At 74.6% G+C, this 17,614-nt stretch carries 18 protein-coding genes; 13 read left to right on the top strand and 5 right to left on the bottom strand.

Translation table 11 applies throughout. The features are described from left to right. Positions 1-44: 44 nt before the first annotated feature. Positions 45-1,460, top strand: a complete 1,416-nt coding sequence (gene pdxR / locus OO60_RS25925; RefSeq protein WP_033262242.1) for a MocR-like pyridoxine biosynthesis transcription factor PdxR — start codon at positions 45-47, stop codon at positions 1,458-1,460. On the opposite strand, the gene OO60_RS25930 is transcribed toward pdxR, so the two are convergent. Together OO60_RS25930 and OO60_RS25935 are read right to left on the bottom strand one after the other, a co-directional pair. After that, positions 1,388-2,821, bottom strand: coding sequence for an MFS transporter (locus OO60_RS25930; protein ID WP_033262243.1), 1,434 nt, complete (start codon positions 2,819-2,821; stop codon positions 1,388-1,390). The genes pdxR and OO60_RS25930 overlap by 73 nt on opposite strands. A gap of 58 nt (positions 2,822-2,879) precedes the next feature. Next, positions 2,880-3,353 (bottom strand): SRPBCC family protein, encoded by a 474-nt coding sequence (locus OO60_RS25935; RefSeq protein ID WP_003103207.1) that lies wholly within the window; start codon positions 3,351-3,353, stop codon positions 2,880-2,882. Between the two features lie 159 nt (positions 3,354-3,512). Here OO60_RS25935 and OO60_RS25940 point away from each other — a divergent pair, with 159 nt between their 5' ends. Both OO60_RS25940 and OO60_RS25945 read left to right on the top strand, forming a co-directional pair. After that, entirely contained in the window at positions 3,513-4,028 is a 516-nt protein-coding gene (locus OO60_RS25940; RefSeq protein WP_003103204.1) for a bifunctional nuclease family protein, read from the top strand. Between the two features lie 177 nt (positions 4,029-4,205). Further along, positions 4,206-5,162 (top strand): sigma-70 family RNA polymerase sigma factor, encoded by a 957-nt coding sequence (locus OO60_RS25945; protein WP_033262244.1) that lies wholly within the window; start codon positions 4,206-4,208, stop codon positions 5,160-5,162. On the opposite strand, the gene OO60_RS25950 is transcribed toward OO60_RS25945, so the two are convergent. Continuing rightward, positions 5,126-5,605, bottom strand: coding sequence for a DUF2087 domain-containing protein (locus OO60_RS25950; RefSeq protein WP_003103198.1), 480 nt, complete (start codon positions 5,603-5,605; stop codon positions 5,126-5,128). The genes OO60_RS25945 and OO60_RS25950 overlap by 37 nt on opposite strands. A gap of 91 nt (positions 5,606-5,696) precedes the next feature. Here OO60_RS25950 and OO60_RS25955 point away from each other — a divergent pair, with 91 nt between their 5' ends. The 5 genes from OO60_RS25955 to OO60_RS25975 are packed head-to-tail and all read left to right on the top strand — an operon-like array spanning position 5,697 to position 11,385. Next, positions 5,697-7,337: a fatty acyl-AMP ligase gene (locus OO60_RS25955; RefSeq protein ID WP_033262245.1), complete on the top strand. Its 1,641-nt coding sequence runs from the start codon at positions 5,697-5,699 to the stop codon at positions 7,335-7,337. Next, complete coding sequence (locus OO60_RS25960; protein WP_003103191.1) at positions 7,330-7,593, top strand: acyl carrier protein; 264 nt, start codon at positions 7,330-7,332, stop codon at positions 7,591-7,593. The genes OO60_RS25955 and OO60_RS25960 overlap by 8 nt, the downstream gene beginning before the upstream one ends. Continuing rightward, complete coding sequence (locus OO60_RS25965; RefSeq protein ID WP_003103189.1) at positions 7,590-7,907, top strand: hypothetical protein; 318 nt, start codon at positions 7,590-7,592, stop codon at positions 7,905-7,907. The genes OO60_RS25960 and OO60_RS25965 overlap by 4 nt, the downstream gene beginning before the upstream one ends. Then, complete coding sequence (locus OO60_RS25970; protein ID WP_033262246.1) at positions 7,907-11,005, top strand: WXG100 family type VII secretion target; 3,099 nt, start codon at positions 7,907-7,909, stop codon at positions 11,003-11,005. Before OO60_RS25965 ends, OO60_RS25970 begins: the two co-directional genes overlap by 1 nt. An 8-nt stretch (positions 11,006-11,013) precedes the next feature. Beyond that, the gene (locus OO60_RS25975; RefSeq protein ID WP_033262247.1) at positions 11,014-11,385 is read left to right on the top strand and encodes a hypothetical protein; all 372 of its coding nucleotides are present in this window, start codon (positions 11,014-11,016) and stop codon (positions 11,383-11,385) included. Here the strand turns inward: OO60_RS25975 and OO60_RS25980 are convergent. Continuing rightward, complete coding sequence (locus tag OO60_RS25980) at positions 11,369-12,163, bottom strand: class I SAM-dependent methyltransferase (protein ID WP_033262248.1); 795 nt, start codon at positions 12,161-12,163, stop codon at positions 11,369-11,371. The two genes, OO60_RS25975 and OO60_RS25980, sit on opposite strands and share 17 nt — an antisense overlap. A 110-nt stretch (positions 12,164-12,273) precedes the next feature. On the opposite strand from OO60_RS25980, the gene OO60_RS25985 reads away from it, so the two are divergent. The 4 genes from OO60_RS25985 to ligD all read left to right on the top strand — a co-directional run bounded on the left by OO60_RS25985 (position 12,274) and on the right by ligD (position 14,834). Further along, positions 12,274-12,462, top strand: coding sequence for a hypothetical protein (locus OO60_RS25985; RefSeq protein ID WP_003094715.1), 189 nt, complete (start codon positions 12,274-12,276; stop codon positions 12,460-12,462). Between the two features lie 88 nt (positions 12,463-12,550). Further along, positions 12,551-13,111, top strand: coding sequence for a hemerythrin domain-containing protein (locus OO60_RS25990; RefSeq protein ID WP_003094712.1), 561 nt, complete (start codon positions 12,551-12,553; stop codon positions 13,109-13,111). Further along, the gene (locus OO60_RS48225; RefSeq protein ID WP_003094711.1) at positions 13,108-13,239 is read left to right on the top strand and encodes a hypothetical protein; all 132 of its coding nucleotides are present in this window, start codon (positions 13,108-13,110) and stop codon (positions 13,237-13,239) included. Before OO60_RS25990 ends, OO60_RS48225 begins: the two co-directional genes overlap by 4 nt. Positions 13,240-13,256: 17 nt before the next feature. After that, complete coding sequence (gene ligD, locus OO60_RS25995; RefSeq protein WP_033262249.1) at positions 13,257-14,834, top strand: non-homologous end-joining DNA ligase; 1,578 nt, start codon at positions 13,257-13,259, stop codon at positions 14,832-14,834. Positions 14,835-14,837: 3 nt separating this feature from the next. On the opposite strand, the gene OO60_RS26000 is transcribed toward ligD, so the two are convergent. Further along, on the bottom strand, positions 14,838-15,779 hold the full coding sequence (locus OO60_RS26000) for a PfkB family carbohydrate kinase (RefSeq protein ID WP_240490744.1): 942 nt from the start codon (positions 15,777-15,779) through the stop codon (positions 14,838-14,840). 125 nt (positions 15,780-15,904) lie between these two features. Here OO60_RS26000 and OO60_RS26005 point away from each other — a divergent pair, with 125 nt between their 5' ends. Further along, on the top strand, positions 15,905-17,545 hold the full coding sequence (locus tag OO60_RS26005; RefSeq protein ID WP_003094707.1) for a RecQ family ATP-dependent DNA helicase: 1,641 nt from the start codon (positions 15,905-15,907) through the stop codon (positions 17,543-17,545). The last annotated feature ends 69 nt before the right edge of the window (positions 17,546-17,614 follow it).

The following is a 17,614-nucleotide window of genomic DNA, read 5'->3' on the forward strand; positions in this document are numbered from 1 at the left end:
AGCCAATTCCACGCAATCCGATTGGGCCAATGTAGGGTCGGCCGATGGACTTCCACGTCAGCCTGGCCGGCCGCGGCGACCTCAGCGCCCGGATCTACCGGCAGCTGCGGGACGCCGTGCTGGACGGCAGGCTGCGCGCGGGGGAGCGGCTGCCGCCGACCCGGGAACTGGCGCGGCGGCTGGCCGTTTCGCGCAACACCGTCGCGGTCGCCTACGACCGCCTCACCGCCGACGGTTTCCTCGACGGCCGCGTCGGCGCCGGGACCTACGTCTGCGCGGAACTCCCGGCGCCGCAGCCGCGAGCCGCGCCGTCGAAAAAGGGCCCGCAGCCCAAGGCGGTCTGGCGGGCGCTGCCGCCCCCGGCCGCCGCTCCCGGTCCGGACCCGGTGTTCGACTTCCGCGTCGGCATCCCCGACGCCGCGCTGTTCCCCCTCGAAACCTGGCGGCGGCTGCTCGCGCGCGAACTGCGGGACACCGCCGGGTTCGCGCACTACGCCGAACCGGGCGGCCACCCCGGGCTGCGCGCGGCGATCGCCCGGCACGCGGGCATTTCGCGCTCGGTGCGCGCGGGCGCCGACGACGTCCTCGTCACCCAGGGCGCCCAGCAGGCCCTCGACCTGCTGTGCCGGGTGCTGCTCGAGCCCGGCGACCGGGTCGCGGTGGAGGAACCCGGCTACCGGATGGCGAGGCTGCTCTTCGCCTCGCACGGTGCCGAAGTGATCGGCGTGCCGGTGGACGACGAGGGGCTCGACGTCGCCGCGCTGCCGCCGCGGGTGAAACTCGTGTACGTCACGCCGTCACACCAGTTCCCGCTCGGCACGCCGATGTCGCTGGCCCGGCGCACGGCGCTGCTCGCGTGGGCCGGGCGCACCGGCGCGGTCGTCGTCGAGGACGACTACGACAGCGAATTCCGGTTCTCCGACCGCCCCCTGGAACCGTTGCAGAGCCTGGACCGCGACGGGCGCGTGGCCTACGTCGGCTCGTTCTCCAAGACGCTGCTTCCCATGCTGCGCCTGGGTTTCCTGATCGCACCGGCGTCACTGCGGGACGCCTTGCGCCACGCGCGGCAGCTGTCCGGCTGGCACGGCGACCTGCCCGCGCAAGCCGCACTGGCCCGGTTCGTCGACGAAGGCCTGTTCGCCCGCCACCTCCGCCGGGCGACGAAGGTCTACGCGGAACGCCACGAGCGCATCACGACGACGCTGGCGCAGGTCTTCCCCGGCCGCCTGCACCCGGTTCCGTCGGCGGCGGGCCTGCACCTGTGCGCCCTCGCCGCCGACGGCACGGACCTGGACCCGGTCGTGGCCCGGGCGGCCGCGGCCGGGGTGGCGGTCCAGACGCTGTCCGATCTCTGCGGCGGGTTCCCCCGGCCGGGTCTGGTGCTCGGCTACGGTTCGATCGCCTCGGACAGCATCGGCGCCGGGCTCGCGGCGCTGGACGCCGCCTGGGGCCCGGTGTAGTGGTCCGTGCGGCGGCGGCTCGCGATCAGCGCCCCGCCCAGGGCGGTCGCCGCCCCGGTGGCCAGGACCAGCAGCCAGCCGCGGCGGAAGGCCGTCAGGTCCGGCGTGCCGGCGAACACCGCCACCAGCACCGCTGTGCCCAGGACCGTGCCGATCTGCCGCGTCGTGTTGACCATCGACGACCCCGCGCCCCAGCGGGCCGGGGGCAGGACCGTGCCGACCACGCCCGACAGGCTCGGCAGGATCAGCCCGACCCCGAGCCCGGTCAGCAGCTGGCCGGGCAGCATCGACGCGGCGTAGTCGCGGGTGGCGTCCATGCGCAGCAACCAGACCAGCGCCCCGGCCCCGAAGGAGACGCCGCCGAGGGCGACCACCGGGCCCGGGCCGAAGCGGTGCACGAACCGGCCGCCGAGGATCGACACCGGGACCACCACCAGCGGCCCCGGCGCCAGGGACAGGCCCGCGACCAACGTCGAGTCGTGCCAGACCGACGTCAGGAACAGCACGTTGCCGAACAGCATCGCCGCGAACCCGGCGGCGAACACCCCGGTCGTCACGCAGGCCAGCCACAACGTCGGCACGCGCAGCGCCGGCAGGTCCAGCACCGGCACCGCGTGCCGCGCCGAGCGCAGCGGCACCCAGGCCAGCGCGACGGCGGCCACCGCGAACGCCAGCAGCACCGGCCGCGCACCCCAGCCACGATCGGACGCCTCGACCAGCGCGTACGCCAGCGCGCCGACGCCCACGAGCAGCCCGGCGGCGCCGAGGACGTCCGGGACGCCGGTGGCGCCGTCCCGCGACTCGCGCAGCACGCGGGGCCCGGCCAGCAGCGTCACCGCGCAGATCGGCAGGTTCACCAGGAACACCCAGCGCCAGGACGCTTCGACGAGCAGGCCGCCGACCGGCGGGCCGAGCGCCGCGGCCGCCGCGCCCACCGACGCCCAGACGCCCACCGCCACCGGGCGCCGGTGCGGCGGGAACGCCGTCAGCAGCAGCGCCAGCGACGTCGGCATGACGAGCGCGGCGCCGGCCGCCTGCACCGCGCGGAAGGCGATCAGCACCGGGATCGAGGGCGCGGCCGCGCACGCCGCCGAGGCCAGGGTGAACACCGCGACGCCGATCAGGAACAGCCGCTTGCGCCCGTACCGGTCGGCCAGCCGCCCGGCCGGGGCGAGGCAGGCGGCGAACAGCACGGTGTAGCCGTTGAGCACCCACGACAGCGTCGCCAGCCCGTCGCCGGGGAAGGCGGCCCGGATGCCGGGGAAGGCGATCGTGACGATGAACGTGTCCAGGCTCGCGAGGAACGCGGCCGTCGAGACGACGAGCAGCACGAGGCCGGGCTTCGGCGCGGTGGCGGGCATGGTCCTCCTAGGTTCAATAAAACAACCTAGCTGGACAAGGTGAGTTTTAACAAGAGACTCAGGCGGCAGCGCGCTCCTCGGCGCGAGCCTTCAGCGCCGCGAGGGTGTGCTCGATCGACCGGACGTTGTAGCCGGGCCGGTCGGCGCGGCCGGTGACGCGCGGTCCCATGAACTTCCGCACCACCCAGCTGCCGATCCGGTACCAGTTCTCGGTGACCACGCAGCCGCCCGCGGCCGGCGCCAGCACGTACTCCCACCGCGAGACCCGCGAGCCGAACGGCGTGCGCACGTCGAAGGCGAACCGGCGGCCCGGCTCGAACGCGACCACCCGCACCCGCGTCCACCACTGCAGCTCGCCGTTGCGGTTGCGGCCGCGGAACCGCGCGCCGAGCGACGGCCCGGTGCCGTCCAGCCAGCGGCCGCCGACGTTCTCCGGGCTCAGCTCGCCCATCCGCGGCAGGTCGGTGACCCACGACCACACCGTGCCCGGGGCGGCCGGGACCGTGACACTGCGCGAAATCGTCGGCTCCACGCCCCGACGGTGACAGCGGTTCCCGCGGCCCGGCAAGGCCTTCCGGCGTTGTCCGCAGCCCAGGAGAGCCGAGCCGGAAAATCCGCGCGGTTCTGCTGGGTTGTGAACCCGGCAGAGTGGGTATCCCGCGCGCAGGACTCCCACGACACGGAGGGTGCGGTGGTCAGCGTGATCCCGATCGAAGTGGTGGGGATGGCCGTTCCGGTGCCCGGCGAGGCGCCGTTGATGCTGCTCCGGGAGCCGGAGGGGGCGCGCCGCTGGCTGGCCATCATGATCGGGTACGGCGAAGCCGAGGCCCTGGTGCGGGCGCGCGAGCAGATCGCGCAGCCGCGCCCGGGCACGATCGAGCTGCTCGGTGACGTCCTCGCGGCGTTCGGCCAGGGCGTCGCCGCGGTCGAGCTGACCGAGGTGCGGGACGGCATCTTCTACGCCGACCTCGTGCTCGCCTCGGGCACCCGCGTGTCGGCCCGCCCCAGCGACGCGGTCGCGCTCGGCCTGCGCCAGGGCGCCCCCATCCGCGTCGCCGAAGAGGTGCTGGACGTCGCGTCCGTGCAGCTCGAGGTCGAGCAGGAGATCGAGGGGCCGGCCGCCGACGTGCTGGACACCGAGGCCGAGGTCGCCCGGTTCCGCGCCGAACTCGACAGCCTGCGGCCCGAGGACTTCGACGACCTGTAAGCCCCAACCAGACCTCGTGAGTGAGAAACAGTGTTCTAACCCTGTTTCTCACTCACGACCGCGCGGACATTCTCCCGGCGGCGATACCGGGCCGATAATCACCGAGCCGATGGCCGGAGGCGATGAATCCCGGCGGTGGCGCCGGTACACCCACCGCCACCGGCCGACGGGAGAACGATGCAGGACTTCGCGACGCGCACCGAGCCGCACCGGCGTGAGCTGCTCGCGCACTGCTACCGCATGCTCGGGTCGGTCCACGAAGCCGAGGACCTGGTCCAGGAGACGCTGGTCCGCGCCTGGAAGGCGTGGGCGGGCTACGACCCGGCCCGCGCGTCGGTGCGCACCTGGCTCTACCGGATCGCCACCAACGCCTGCCTCACCGCGCTTGAAGGGCGCGCCCGGCGGCCGCTGCCGTCCGGGCTCGGCGGCCCGGGCGGCGATCCGGGGGCGCCGCTGACGCCGTCGCCGGACATCCCGTGGCTGCACCCGTTCCCGGACGCCCGCCTCGACGACCCCGGCCTGGCACTGGCCCGCCGCGGCACGCTCCGGCTGGCGCTGCTGGCGGCGATGCAGACGCTGCCGCCGAAGCAGCGTGCGGTGCTGATCCTGCGGGACGTCCTGGAGTTCAGCGCGGCCGAAGTGGCCGGTTTCCTGGACACCACGCCCGCGGCGGTCAACAGCGCGCTGCAGCGCGCCCGCGCCGGGCTCGGCGGGCTGTCGGCGGAGGAGGTGCCCGAACCGGACGACCGCGCGGTGGAGGCGGTCCTGGACGCCTACGTCCGGGCGTTCGAACGCGCCGACGTCGCGGGCCTGGTCGAGCTGCTGACCGAGGACGTCGTGATGGAGATGCCGCCGGTCCCGCTGTGGTTCCGCGGCCCGGAGAACTACGGCCGGTTCCTCGAGCGCCTGTTCGCGATGCGCGGCCCCGGCTGGCGGATGACGCGCGCGAGCGCGAACGGCCAGCCCGCGCTCGTGGCGCACTGCCGCGACGACGCAGGGGGCCACCGGTTGCACACCCTGCAGGTGTTCACCGTGCGCGGGGGACGGGTGGCGCACAACGTCGTGTTCGCCGACCCCGCCGTCCTGGCGCTGTTCGATCAGCCGGCCACCCGCGCCTCGGACGGGCGGCCGTAGGCGCCGCCGTCGTTGCTGCGCTGCAGCAGGCCCTCGTCCACGAGGTAGCGGCGGAGCGTCGCGTGGTCGTCGTGGACCATCGACAGCTTCTCCCGGACGTCCTGCTCGGTGTAGAGCCGGCCCGGTTCGAACCGTTCGGCGAGGTACCCGAGCAGCAGCTGCCGCCGCTTGCCCGAGTGCGGGATCGCGATGAGCCTGCCGTGGCGGAAGAGCCCGTCGAGCGGGTCGGCCGGTGCCTTGGCGAGCGCGTCGCGGAACACCTCGGGCACCGCGCGGTAGTGGCCGTCCGCCGCGGTGACGAGGCCCGCGTCGACGAGCCGCTTCGCGAGTTTGGCCGTGGCCGCGTCGGCCGGAAGCCCGTCGTCGGCGGCGCAGACGCGGGCGAAGAACTGCAGTCGGGCGGGGTCCGCGAGGGCGGAGACCAGCGCTTCCGGGGAGGCCATGGTGTGCGACCGTACCCGCGCCCGTGCCGGCGGTGAACCGCTTTCCCGCACCGGGCGCACACGCGGCGGTGAGTCCCAGTAGGTTGCTTTCGTGCCCCGTCCGCCGGTGACCGTGCCCGAAGCGGTGCTGCGCGCCTCGATCGTGGACCGGCTGTTCGCCCGCGCGGACGACGATCGGCCGTTGTTCACCCACCAGGACCACACGCGCAACGCGGAGCACACCTGGACGTGGGCGGAGTTCGCCGCCCGGGTCCGCGTGGTCGCGGGCGAGCTGCGGCGGGTGGCCGGGCCGGGCGAGCGCGTCGCGATCCTGGCCGGCCAGGAACTCGCCTACCCGCTGGCGTTCTTCGGCGCGCTGGCCGCCGGCCTGGTCGCCGTCCCGCTGATGGCGCCGTCGAGCCCCGCGCAGGCCGACCGGCTCGCCGGCGTCCTTGCCGACGCCGGCGCGCGCCTGTGGCTGACGTCGGCGGCCGCGGCGGCGCGGCTGCCCGCGCACGAGCACGTCGTCGTGGCCGACGAGCTCATCGGACCCGGCGCCGATCCGGTGCCGGTGACGCCGGAGAGCCCGGCGTACCTGCAGTACACGTCGGGGTCGACGCGCGAGCCGGCCGGCGCGGTGATCCCGCACCGCGCGATCGTGGCGGCCTGCTGGCAGGGCAGCCGCGCCTACGCCGTCGACGAGGGCACCACCTGCGCCGGCTGGATCCCGTTCTTCCACGACATGGGCCTGATCCAGCTGCTGTGCCTGCCGGTCTTCTCGGGCGGCCGGTCGGTGTTCATGGCCCCGGCCGAGTTCGTGCACTCCCCGGCGCGGTGGCTGCGGCAGCTCGCGGCGTACCCGGCGGTGTTCACCGCCGCCCCGAACTTCGCCTACGACCTGGCCGCCGACGGCGACACCGGCGAGGACTTCGACCTGTCGGGCGTGCGGGTCGCGCTCAACGGCAGCGAACCCGTCCGGCCGCGCACGATCGAGCGCTTCCAGGAGGTGTTCGGGCCACGCGGGTTCCGGCGGGAAGCGCAGCGGCCGTCGTACGGGCTCGCCGAAGCCACGGTGTACGTCGCGAGCGCGGGCGAGGACGGCCCGCGCAGCGCGGTGTTCGACCGCGAAGCCCTGGCGCAGGGCCGGGCCGTCGAAACCGCGGGCGGGCAGGAACTCGTGTCCGTCGGCCGCCCGGTCGGGCAGCTGGTCCGGATCGTCGAGGACGGCCGCGAGCAGCCCGACGGGGTGGTCGGCGAGATCTGGGTGCACGGCCCGAACGTCGCCACCGGCTACTGGGGCCGGGGCGACGCGGCCGCGTTCGGCGCCGTGCTCGACGGCGTCGGCGGCTGGCTGCGCACCGGCGACCTCGGCGTCGTGCACCGCGGCGACCTGTACGTCACCGGCCGGCTCAAGGACCTCATCGTGATCGACGGCCGCAACTTCCACCCCCAGGACATCGAGGCGGCGGCCGGGGAGGCCCACCCCGCGGTCCGCCGCGACCGCGTCGCCGCGTTCGCCGTCGCCGACGAAGCCGGCGAGGGCGCGGTGGTGGTGGCCGAGTGGCAGCGCGGCGCCGATGCCGAGGCCGACGTCCGGGAGGTGACCCGGGCGGTGCTGCGCGCGGTGTCGCGGGAACACGATCTCACGCTGCGCGCGGTACGTCTGGTCCCTTCCGGTGGACTTCCGCGCACATCCAGCGGCAAGGTCGCCCGGTCGGCCGCCAAGGCACGTTATGGTGACTTCCGTGGGTGATCACCGCGCCGAGGTCACGAAGGTCGTCTGCGACACCTTCCGGCTCGACCCGGCTCTCGTCGAGCCCGACGCGCCCCTGGAGGAGCTGGGCATCGACTCCAAGGGGCGGATCAAGCTGCTGGCGGCGCTGGAGATCTACTACGGCGTGACGATCGACCTGGACCGGCTCGACCGGTTCACCGACGTGGGATCCGTGGCCGGCGTGCTCGCGGAAGCACTGGGAACTCGCGGAACTTCAGGAGAGGCGCTGAAATGAGCGGCGGGGGGTACACCGCGACGACCGAGGCGTTGTCGACGGCGGCCAAGACCATCGGTGACCTGGCGGAGCACCTGCTCGACGACAACCCGGACCTGCAGACACCGCAGGTGACCGCGGAGAAGTTCGGGCGGGCGCACGGCGCGCACGCCACCAAGTACACCGCCGGCGCGCAGGCGTTGTGGGCCGCGGTCTCCGGCTACAGCAGCACCCTCGGCTCGTTCGGCACGAACCTCGGCACCGCCGGTTCGAGCTACAGCACGAACGAGGGCAACCAGGCCGGCGTGATCACCGACGCCGGGGGCTCGCTCTGATGGCCGAGAAGAAGAAGTGGTCCGACGTCAAGGCGATCCTGGACGACCCGAGCGTGCCGGCGGCGCAGAAGAGCGCGCTGATCAGCAGCTGGCTGCGGGAAAACCCGCCACCGCCGCCGTTCCTGGCCGACCAGGAGCCGGACGACATCAAGCAGAAGCGGCAGGAAGCCGAGAAGTACGCGAACGCCTACAACGCGAACCCGCTGTTCGCCGGCCAGTCGGTCGACGAAGCCTACGACAAGGCCCAGAAGAGCGGTGACCAGAACAGCTACAACGAGGACCAGGAGAAGAAGGCCGTCGACGACGGCAAGAAGAAGCTCGACGACACGAAGCCGCCCGCGGCCGACAGCAGCGGCGGGGCCGGCAGCGGGACGAAGACGTCGGACGAGATCTTCGACGCCGCCGCGCCCGCGCTGAAGCTGTTCGAGACGTTCGGTTCGCTGCTGGCGAAGATCCCGGCGGACTGCCGCGGCAACACCCGCGCGCTCGACCTCGACAAGGACATCCGGGCGCCGTTCGACGAGCAGCGCGGGATCAGCTTCGCGGACTTCGTCGCCGACGCCGGGCACTTCAAGCACGGTTCGGAGACGGTGGACCGGACGCTGCAGGACACCGGCTCCCAGCTGGGCAGCCTGTACCAGAGTTGGAGCGGCGCGGGCGCCGACGCCGCGTCGGACAACTACAACGAGAAGATCCAGCCCAAGGCGGCCAAGCTGTCCCAGACGCTCGGCAACGCGAGCGAGGCGACGCTGAACACCGCCACGACGGTGTTCCAGCTGTGCAAGGGCAAGGCCGACGCCGTCATCGGGATGTACACCGACCTGGTCGGCAAGGCCGACTACACGATGGCGCAGAAGGTCGTCGCCGTCGCCAACGGCGAGCACGGCAACGAGCAGGACCTGGCCCAGATCGCCGGCTGGATGGACCTCAACTTCGGCACGAACCTGGTCAAGACGCTCAACGACCAGGGCTGCTGCGACGGCGACGAGATCAAGAAGCACGGCCAGGACCTGGCCAAGCAGTGGGTGCAGAACCAGTTCAACCCCGACATGTGGGACCGGCTGTACCAGGGCTTCGCGAAGACCTGCAAGGACACGAAGGACCTGGTCGACCAGGCCTACGACGCGCTCGACAAGGTCATGGGCCGGATCCGGAACGAGTTCGAGGGCGCTTCGACGTCCGGCGGGCCGGGGACGACCGGCGGCACCGGCGGTGGCCCGGGTGGCCCCGGGACGACCGGTGGCGCGGGCGGTGGCCCCGGTGCGACCGGTGGCGCCGGCGGTGGCCCTGGTGCGACCGGTGGCGCCGGCGGCGGCCCGGGTGGCTCGGGCAGCGGGTCGGGGGTGCCTGGCGGCGGTTCGGGCACCGGCGGCGGTGGCGGTTCGATCCCGCCGATTCCCGACACGACTTCCGGAGCCGGTGCGCCGGGCGGCGGTTCGGGAGCCGGCGGCGGCTCCGGGACCGACCTGCCGAGCGGCTCCGGCGACGGTTCGGGGACGGGCGGTGGCGGTGGCGGTTCGGTGCCGCCGATCCCGGAGGGGTCGTCCGGCGGCGGTTCCGCGGGCGGCGGCTCCGGTGCACCGGGCGGCGGCCAGGACGACCAGGCGGCCGCGGCGGAGGCGGCCAAGCAGCAGGCGGCCCAGCAGGCCGAGGCGGCGAAGCAGAAGGCCGCCGAAGCGCTGAAGGAGTTCAGCGGCCCGGGCATCCAGACGGATTCCGGGGCCGGGTCCGGCCTCGGCTCCGGCGGCGGTTCGGGTGCGGGCGGTGCCGATGCGGGTGGCCCGGGTTCCGACAGCACGGCACCGTCTTCGGTGCCACCGCCGTCCGACACCGGCCAGGACGCGGCCGCCGCGGCGGCCGAAGCGGCCAAGAAGAAGGCTGCGGACGCGTTGAAGGAGTTCAGCGGCCCGGGCATCCAGACGGACTCCGGCGACGGTGCCGGCAGCCTGGGCGGCGGCGGCTCCGGCGCGGGCGGCGGCGAGCCCGGCGCGGGCGGCGGGGACGACGGCAAGGCCGCGGCCGAGCACGCGGCGGAAGACGCGAAGAAGAAGGCCGCGGACGCGCTCAAGGAGTTCGGCGGCCCGGGCATCGCCACGGATCCCGCCACCGGCGGCCTGCCCGGCGGGGACGCCGACCACGACGGCAAGCCCGACGGCCTCCTCGGCGACGACGGCAAACCCGGCGAGCACCACCAGGGCGACGACGACCACGACGTCCTCAAGGTCAAGCAGGGCGACAAGACCTTCGAGATGACCGAGCCGGACCACGACGGCAAGATGGACATCAAGGTCGGCGACGGGGCAGGCGACCCGAAGGACTTCAAGCTCGACTGGTCCGCCGACGGCAAGCCCGGCGACGGTCCACAAGGGACGGACGCGGACACCTACCGCCCCGGCCCGGACGGCAAGATCCACATCAAGGACGGCGAACTCCAGATCACGGCGGAGCGGCCCGACGGACCGGACGGCCCGACCGTCGTCACGGTCGACGACGGCAAGGGCACCCCGACGACCTACACCCTCGGCGAAGACGACAAGCCCTCGGACGCCCTCGGCGACACCCCCGCGAAGAAGGTCGACGACCTGCCCACCCACCGGGGCACCCTGGACGACCTCAAGCCGCACGACGGCGGCCACCCGGGCGGCCCCGACGGCGGCGGCTCGCACGGCGGCGGTTCGCACGACGGCGGCGGCTCGCACCACGGTGGCGGCGGTGGCCCGTCGGCGGCCGGGATCGGCGGCGGCTCGCACGGCGGGGCCGGCTTCTCCAGCGCGGGCTTCGACCCGGGCGGCGCCGGGCTGGGGGAGACGCCGATGTCCGGCGGCGCCCACTCCGGGGCCGGGGCGGCGCAGCCGCAGCCCGCGCCCGCGTTCGCGTCGGCGGCCGGTGCCACCGGCGCGCCCGGCTCGTCGATGGCCGGGATGCCGGGCATGGGCGCCATGGGCGGTGCCCACGGCGGCGGCGGTGGCGGCGACACCGAACGCCGTCCCGCGTACCGGATCGAGGGCGCCGTCTTCGACAACCTCGGTGAGCCCGGCCGCCGGATCATCGGCTCCCTCAACGACGACGAAGACCCGCCGTCCGCCCGGACCTGGTAGGAGGACCCGTGACCGACATCGCCGGGATGAAGGCCGAACTCGACGGGCTCGTCCGCGAACAGGCCGATCGCCGTACCCTGCGCGAACAGCAGGGCGAGGAGATCAAGGCCCGCTCGCACGAGTACATGACCAAGCAGGTCCAGGCGGCCGAGCGGTACGTCCAGCACGTCCGGGAAATGGCGCAGCGCAAGACGAAGTCGGGCTGGAGCACCGACCGGTCGCACGCCGAGCCCGCCTCCGCCTTCGACGCGGAGGCGTACCCCGGCCCGGCCGGTTTCGAGGCGGCGCCGTCCCCGCGGCCGGTGCGGGACGAGCCGCGGGGCGTCCGCCGTCCCCGCGCCGCCGTCGAGGACGACGAGGACTTCAACAACCCCTGGTGAACCACAGGTCGACGGTGATCTCGCGCAGCGGCATGGGGAACGTCTCCGCCGGGGCCAGCCGCCGCCGCAGTTCGCCCTCGAACTCGGCCCGCCGCGCGCCGAACAGGTGCGGCGCCGAGCTCGACAGCGAAAAGACCCCGGCGACGACGTCGTCGACCGTGCGGGTCACGACCCGGCCCGGCACCGCGAAGCGCCGCGGGCCGTGGAAGCCCGCGGCGCGGTAGATCCCGGCCTCGCCGCCGGCCGTGCCCTCGGGCAGGCAGCCCTGCCCCGCGCGGCGCACCGGGCCCAGGTACTCGCGCACCAGCTCGGCGATCGCCGGGTGCACGGGCTCGAGGGTCGACGCGTGCACGTGGGCGCAGACCCCGTCCGGCGCCAGCATCCCGCGCACGGCGGCCGCGACGCGCGGCCGGTCGAACCAGTGGAACGACTGCGCGAAGGTGACCAGCCGGAACCGGCCCAGCCCGGCGGGCAGCTCCTCCGCGCGCCGATGCACCCACCGGCAGTTCCCGATGCCCGCCTCCGCCGCCAGCCGGGCCGCTTCGGCGAGCATGTCGCCGTCGGCGTCGAGCCCGACCGCGGCCTCGAAGGAGCCGGCCAGCGGCAGTGTCAGCGATCCGGGGCCGCAGCCGATGTCGAGCAGCCGTCCCGTTCCGTCCAGCCCGAGTTCGGTGGCGAAGGCCGCGGCCAGCTCCGCGGGGTACGCCACGCGGCCGCGCGGGTAGTACCGCGCGCTGCCCGAATACAGGGATGGGTCCCATTCCCACGCGCCGGTCACCGGTCCAGCGTAATTACCCGGAGGCACGTCCCGGGGGAGCGTGTGAAACCCGGTGCGGCGGGGTAACCGGTCGCGTTCGTCTCGCCGCCGAAACCGCCGGAGGTCTTCCGATGCCCGTGCGCCCCGCCGCCCCGCCCGCCACCGACGTCGTCGGGCTGGCCCTGGAAGTCCTGGCCGCCCAAGGGCTGACCCGCCCGGCCGCGAACGCCGCCCTGGCTTCGCTGGCCAAGGAAAGAGGCCTGACGGTGGCGCGCTGCGCCGCCCTGGTCGTCGCCGCCGTCGACGGGCGGTCCGGCTGATGGCGCGTGCCGCACAGTCGTGAACCGCGGCGAGTAACCCGCCCGGGACGGGGAACGCTGCCTCCACCCGACAACGAGGAGGCCGTCCATGGCGGACCACGACGAGGACGTCATCGAACTGCTGCAGCGGCAGCACCGCGAGATCCGGGAGCTGTTCGCCGGGCTGGAGACCGCGGAAGGGGACCGGCGCCGGGAGCTGTTCCACGACCTGGTGCGGCTGGTGGCGGTGCACGAGACGGCGGAGGAAATGGTCGTGCACCCGGAGATCCGCGACCTCGGGCCGGCCGCCGAACCCGTCGTCGACGCGCGGGTCGGCGAGGAGCACCGGGCCAAGGAACTGCTGACGAACCTGGAGAAGCTGGGTCCGGACGCCGAAGGGTTCGACACGCTGCTGGTGCAGCTGCGCGACGACGTGCTCGCGCACGCCGAGCACGAAGAGCGGGAGGAGTTCCCGCTGCTGCGGGCGCACCGCCCGCCGGAGCGGCTGCGGGCGATGGCCGCGACCGCCAAGCTGGCCGAAGCGGTGGGGCCGACCCGCCCGCACCCCGGTGTCGAGAGCGCGAAGGCCAACCTGCTGCTCGGGCCGCCCGCGGCGATCATGGACCGGGCCCGCGACCTCATCCGCGGCGTGCTGGGAGGCCGAGCGTGACCGAGCCCGGCGAAGGTACCGACCCCGAAGAGTTCGCCGAGGAGGCCGGGACCGACCCGACCCCGCAGGAGGTCGCCGAATACGAGGAGCTGGCGCGGCGGAACCCGCCCTGGTCGGCTCCGGACTGAGTGGGTACCCCCACGGCATGGCAGGAGCCCCGGCCCGCAAACTGCGGCGCTACCAGGAGATGCGCGACTTCGCCCGTACCGCGGAGCCGGCCGGCGGGGCCGCGGCGGGCCCGGAGGGCCACCGGTTCGTGGTGCAGCGGCACCGGGCGCGCCGGCTGCACTACGACTTCCGGCTCGAACTCGGCGGCGTGCTGGTCAGCTGGGCGGTGCCGAAGGGACCCACGCTGGACCCGAAGGCCCGCCGGCTGGCCGTGCACGTCGAAGATCACCCGATCGAGTACGCCGACTTCGAGGGCGTCATCCCGCGCGGCGAGTACGGCGGCGGGGACGTCATCGTCTGGGACCGCGGCGTGTGGCGGCCGGTCGAGGCGGACCCGGCCGAGGCGATCGAGGCCGGGACGCTGCACTTCGACCTCGACGGCGAGAAGCTGGCCGGCCGGTTCGTGCTCGTCCGCACCGGCCGCGGCGAGAAGGACCAGTGGTTCCTCCTGCACAAGCAGGACGAGCACGCGAAGGCCGGCTGGGACGCCGAAGACCACCCGCGCTCGGTGAAGAGCGGCCGCACCAACGACGAGGTCGCGGCCGCCCCGGACGCCCTCTGGCACGGCGACCGGCCCGCCGCCGAAGCGGAGGAGTCCGTCGGCGGGTGGCAGGCGCCGGCGGAAGCCGAACTCGCGGCGCTCGACGCGCTGGGTGCCAAGGGCCGCTGGTCGGTCGCGGGCCGCGAGCTGGCCCTGACCAACCTGGACAAGGTGCTCTTCCCGGCGGACGGCGGCGAGCCCGTCACCAAGCGGGACCTCATCCGCTACTACGTCACCGTGGGGCCGGTGATGCTGCCGTACCTGGCGGGCCGTCCGCTGAACACCCACCGGTTCCCCCAGGGCGTCACCGAACCGGGCTTCTGGCAGAAGGAAGTCCCGCGGCACGCCCCGGACTGGCTGACCACCTGGCACAACGAGCGGGCCGGCCCCGGGGAGAGCCGGCGGTACGTCGTCGCCGACAGCGTCGCGACCCTGGCCTGGCTGGCGAACTACGGCGCGCTGGAGCTGCACGCCTGGACGTCCCTCGCCGCCGACGTCGACCACCCGACGTGGGTGCTGTTCGACATCGACCCGGGGCCGGAGACGACGTTCGGCGAGGTCCTGGAGCTGGCGCGGCTGCACCGCACCGCCCTCGAGCACCTGGGCCTGACCGGACGGCCGAAGGTGACCGGGCAGCGCGGGATCCAGGTGTGGGTGCCGATCGCCCCGCGCTGCACGTTCGAGCAGGCCCGCGCCTGGGCGGAGACGGTGTCCCGGACGATCGGCCGGGTGCTGCCCGACCTGGTCAGCTGGGCCTGGACGAAGGACAAGCGCCGCGGCCGGGCCCGGCTCGACTACACGCAGAACGTGCTGAACAAGACCCTCGTCGCGCCCTACAGCGTGCGCCCCCGGCCCGGCGCCCCGGTGTCGGTGCCGCTGGAGTGGGACGAGCTGGACGACTCGGACCTCGCGCCGGACCGGTGGACGGTCCGGGACGTCCCGGACCGCCTGGCCGAGCGTGGCGACCCCTTCGCGGTCCTGCTGGGGCTCGAGCAGAACCTGCCGGGCTTGTAGCTCTCAAGCCCGGACGGTCTCGAGCTGCCGCGGCTGCAGCCGGTCGAGTTCCGCGCGCGACAGGTGCGGGCGCCCGCCCGCGTGCTCGGTCGTCGCCGCGGCCGCCGCCACCGCCAGGCTCGCCGCCGTCACCAGGGGCCGGCGGCGGGTCAGGGCCGCGGTGAGGGTCGCGACGAGCGCGTCGCCGGCGCCGGTCGGGTCGACGACCTCCGTCTCGACGTGCGGCACGAACCAGGTGCCCTCCGGCCCGGCGAACAGGTTCCCCTGCCCGGCCACCTCGAGCACGACCAGCGACGGCCCGCGCTGCCGGAGGTCCGCGGCGGCCCGGGCGGCCGAAGCGACGTCGTCCACCGGCTGCCCGGTGAGGAGCTCGGCTTCCTGGCCGTCGGCACGCACGACGTCGGCGAGGGCGAGCAGGTCCGCGGTCAGCGTGTCGGACTGCGGGGCCCCGTCCAGCACCACCCGGGTGCCCGCGGTGTGCGCCAGCCGGGCCGCCAGCAGGGCCACCGGGGCGGGCTGCTGCAGCTGCACGATCAGCGACGCGGCGGCCGAAATCGGGGCGGACGCGGCGAAGACGTCGGTCTCGGTGAGCAGCGTCCCCTCCGGCACGTGCTCGAGGTACCGGCGGCGGCCGTGGTCGTCCACGACGTCGACGAGCAGCGCCGTCTCGGTGCCCGCCCGGCGAATCACGTGCGAGGTGCCGATCCGGTCGGCCCTGGCCTGGGCGAGCAGCGCGTCGCCGGTGCGGTCCTGGCCGACGACGCCGACCAGCGACACCGACACCTCGAGCTGGCTCAGCGCCACCGCCTGGTTGGCGCCCTTCCCGCCGAGCAGCTCCTGCCGGTGCCGCACCGGCGCCGATGCGTCCGCGCCGGGTGCGTCCGGGACTTCGATCACCAGGTCACGGGCGATCTGCCCGGCGACGACGACTTCGCTGAACGTCATCGGGTCCACCGGTGGGTCATGGCGCCTCCTCGGGTCACCGGACGGCTACCCGGTCCGCGGCGGCGGGTAAACCGCTCGTTCGGGTCGGGTGGTTGCCCGGCGCCGTGCCGGGTAGTCCTGCCGCCATGAGCGACGAAGGGAACGCGGCCGAGCTGCGCCGGCTCGCCGCGGAGCGCTTCGGCTGGGCCGAGTTGTCGGCCGAGCAGGCCGCGGCGATGAGCGCGGCGCGGGACGGCCGGGACGTGCTGGCGGTGCTGCCCACCGGGGCCGGCAAGTCGGCGATCTACCAGGTGCCCGCGCTGGTGCGGCCCGGCCCGACGGTGGTCGTTTCGCCGCTGCTGGCGCTGCAGCGCGACCAGATCGACGGCCTGGACGCGGCGGCGGTGCCGGACGCCGTCGCGCTCGACTCGCGGCAGTCCGCCGCCGAGCGGGACGGCGTGTGGGACGCGATCCGGCGCGGCTCGGCCGAGTACGTCTTCCTCTCGCCGGAACAGCTCGCGAAGGACGAGGTCGTCGCCGGGCTGGCCGAGGCGGGGGTGTCGCTGTTCGTCGTGGACGAAGCGCACTGCGTTTCGGCGTGGGGCCACGACTTCCGGCCCGACTACCGGCGCCTGGGCCCGGTGGTCCGGCGGCTCGGGCGGCCGCCGGTGATCGCACTGACCGCCACCGCGGCGGCGCCGGTCCGCGACGACATCGTCGCCGCGCTGGGACTGCGGGACCCGGTGCGGGTGATCGCGAGCTTCGACCGGCCGAACCTGCACCTGGCGGTCGCGCGCTTCACCGGCGACGCCGAGAAGCGCGCGGCGGTGGTGGACCGGGTCGCCGCGCTGCCCGGCAGCGGCCTGCTCTACACCGCGAGCCGCCGGGAAACCGGGGAGTACGCCGCCGCGCTGGCGGACCGCGGTGTCCGCGCCTTCGCCTACCACGGCGGGATGAAGACCGCCGACCGCGACGCCGTCCACGAGCGGTTCGCGGCGGGGGAGACCGACGTCGTGGTCGCGACCTCGGCGTTCGGCATGGGCATCGACCAGCCCCACGTGCGGTTCGTCGTGCACGCGTCGGTCCCGGACTCGGTCGACACGTACTACCAGCAGATCGGCCGTGCGGGCCGGGACGGCGAGCCCGCCGAGGTCCTGCTCTGCTACCGGCCGGAAGACCTGGCGCGGCAGCGGTTCCTGACCCGGTCCGCGCCGCCGGAGACCGAACTCCGCGCGGTCGTCGAAGCCTTGCGGCCGGGCCCGCTGAACCGGCGGGAGCTCGCCGGCGCGGTCCCCGGCCCGCCCGCCCGGCGGACCCGCGCGCTCGGCCTGCTCGAACGGTGTGGCGACGTGCTGACCGGGCCGGACGGCCGGTTCGCGCTCACCCGCGGCCGCGCGGGCACCGACCCGGTCGTCGGGCGGGCGCTCGAGGCGGCGGACCGGGCGGCCGGGCTGGTCCGCTCGCGGGTGGAGATGATCCGCGCCTACGCGGAGACGACCGGCTGCCGCCGCCGGTACCTGCTCGGGTACTTCGGCGAAGAACTCGCGCAGCCGTGCGGCCACTGCGACACCTGCGAAGCCGGGACCGCGGCCGGGGAACCGCCGTCGGCGGGGGAGTTCCGCGCGGAGCACGTGGTCCGGCACGCCGAATGGGGCCGCGGTGTCGTGATGACCGCCGACGAGGACAAGCTGACCGTCCTCTTCGACGACGTCGGCTACCGGACCCTGTCGCTGCCGGTGGTGCGGGAGCAGGACCTGCTCGAGCGCTGCGCGACCCCGGGTGGGTGAGCCGGTTGCGCCGGACGGCGGAGGAGCCGTGGCCGGTCCCACAAAGCGCCCTGCCGCCGCAGGCGGGCG

The organism is Amycolatopsis vancoresmycina (genome assembly GCF_000716785.1).
Taxonomy (GTDB): Bacteria; Actinomycetota; Actinomycetes; order Mycobacteriales; family Pseudonocardiaceae; genus Amycolatopsis; species Amycolatopsis vancoresmycina.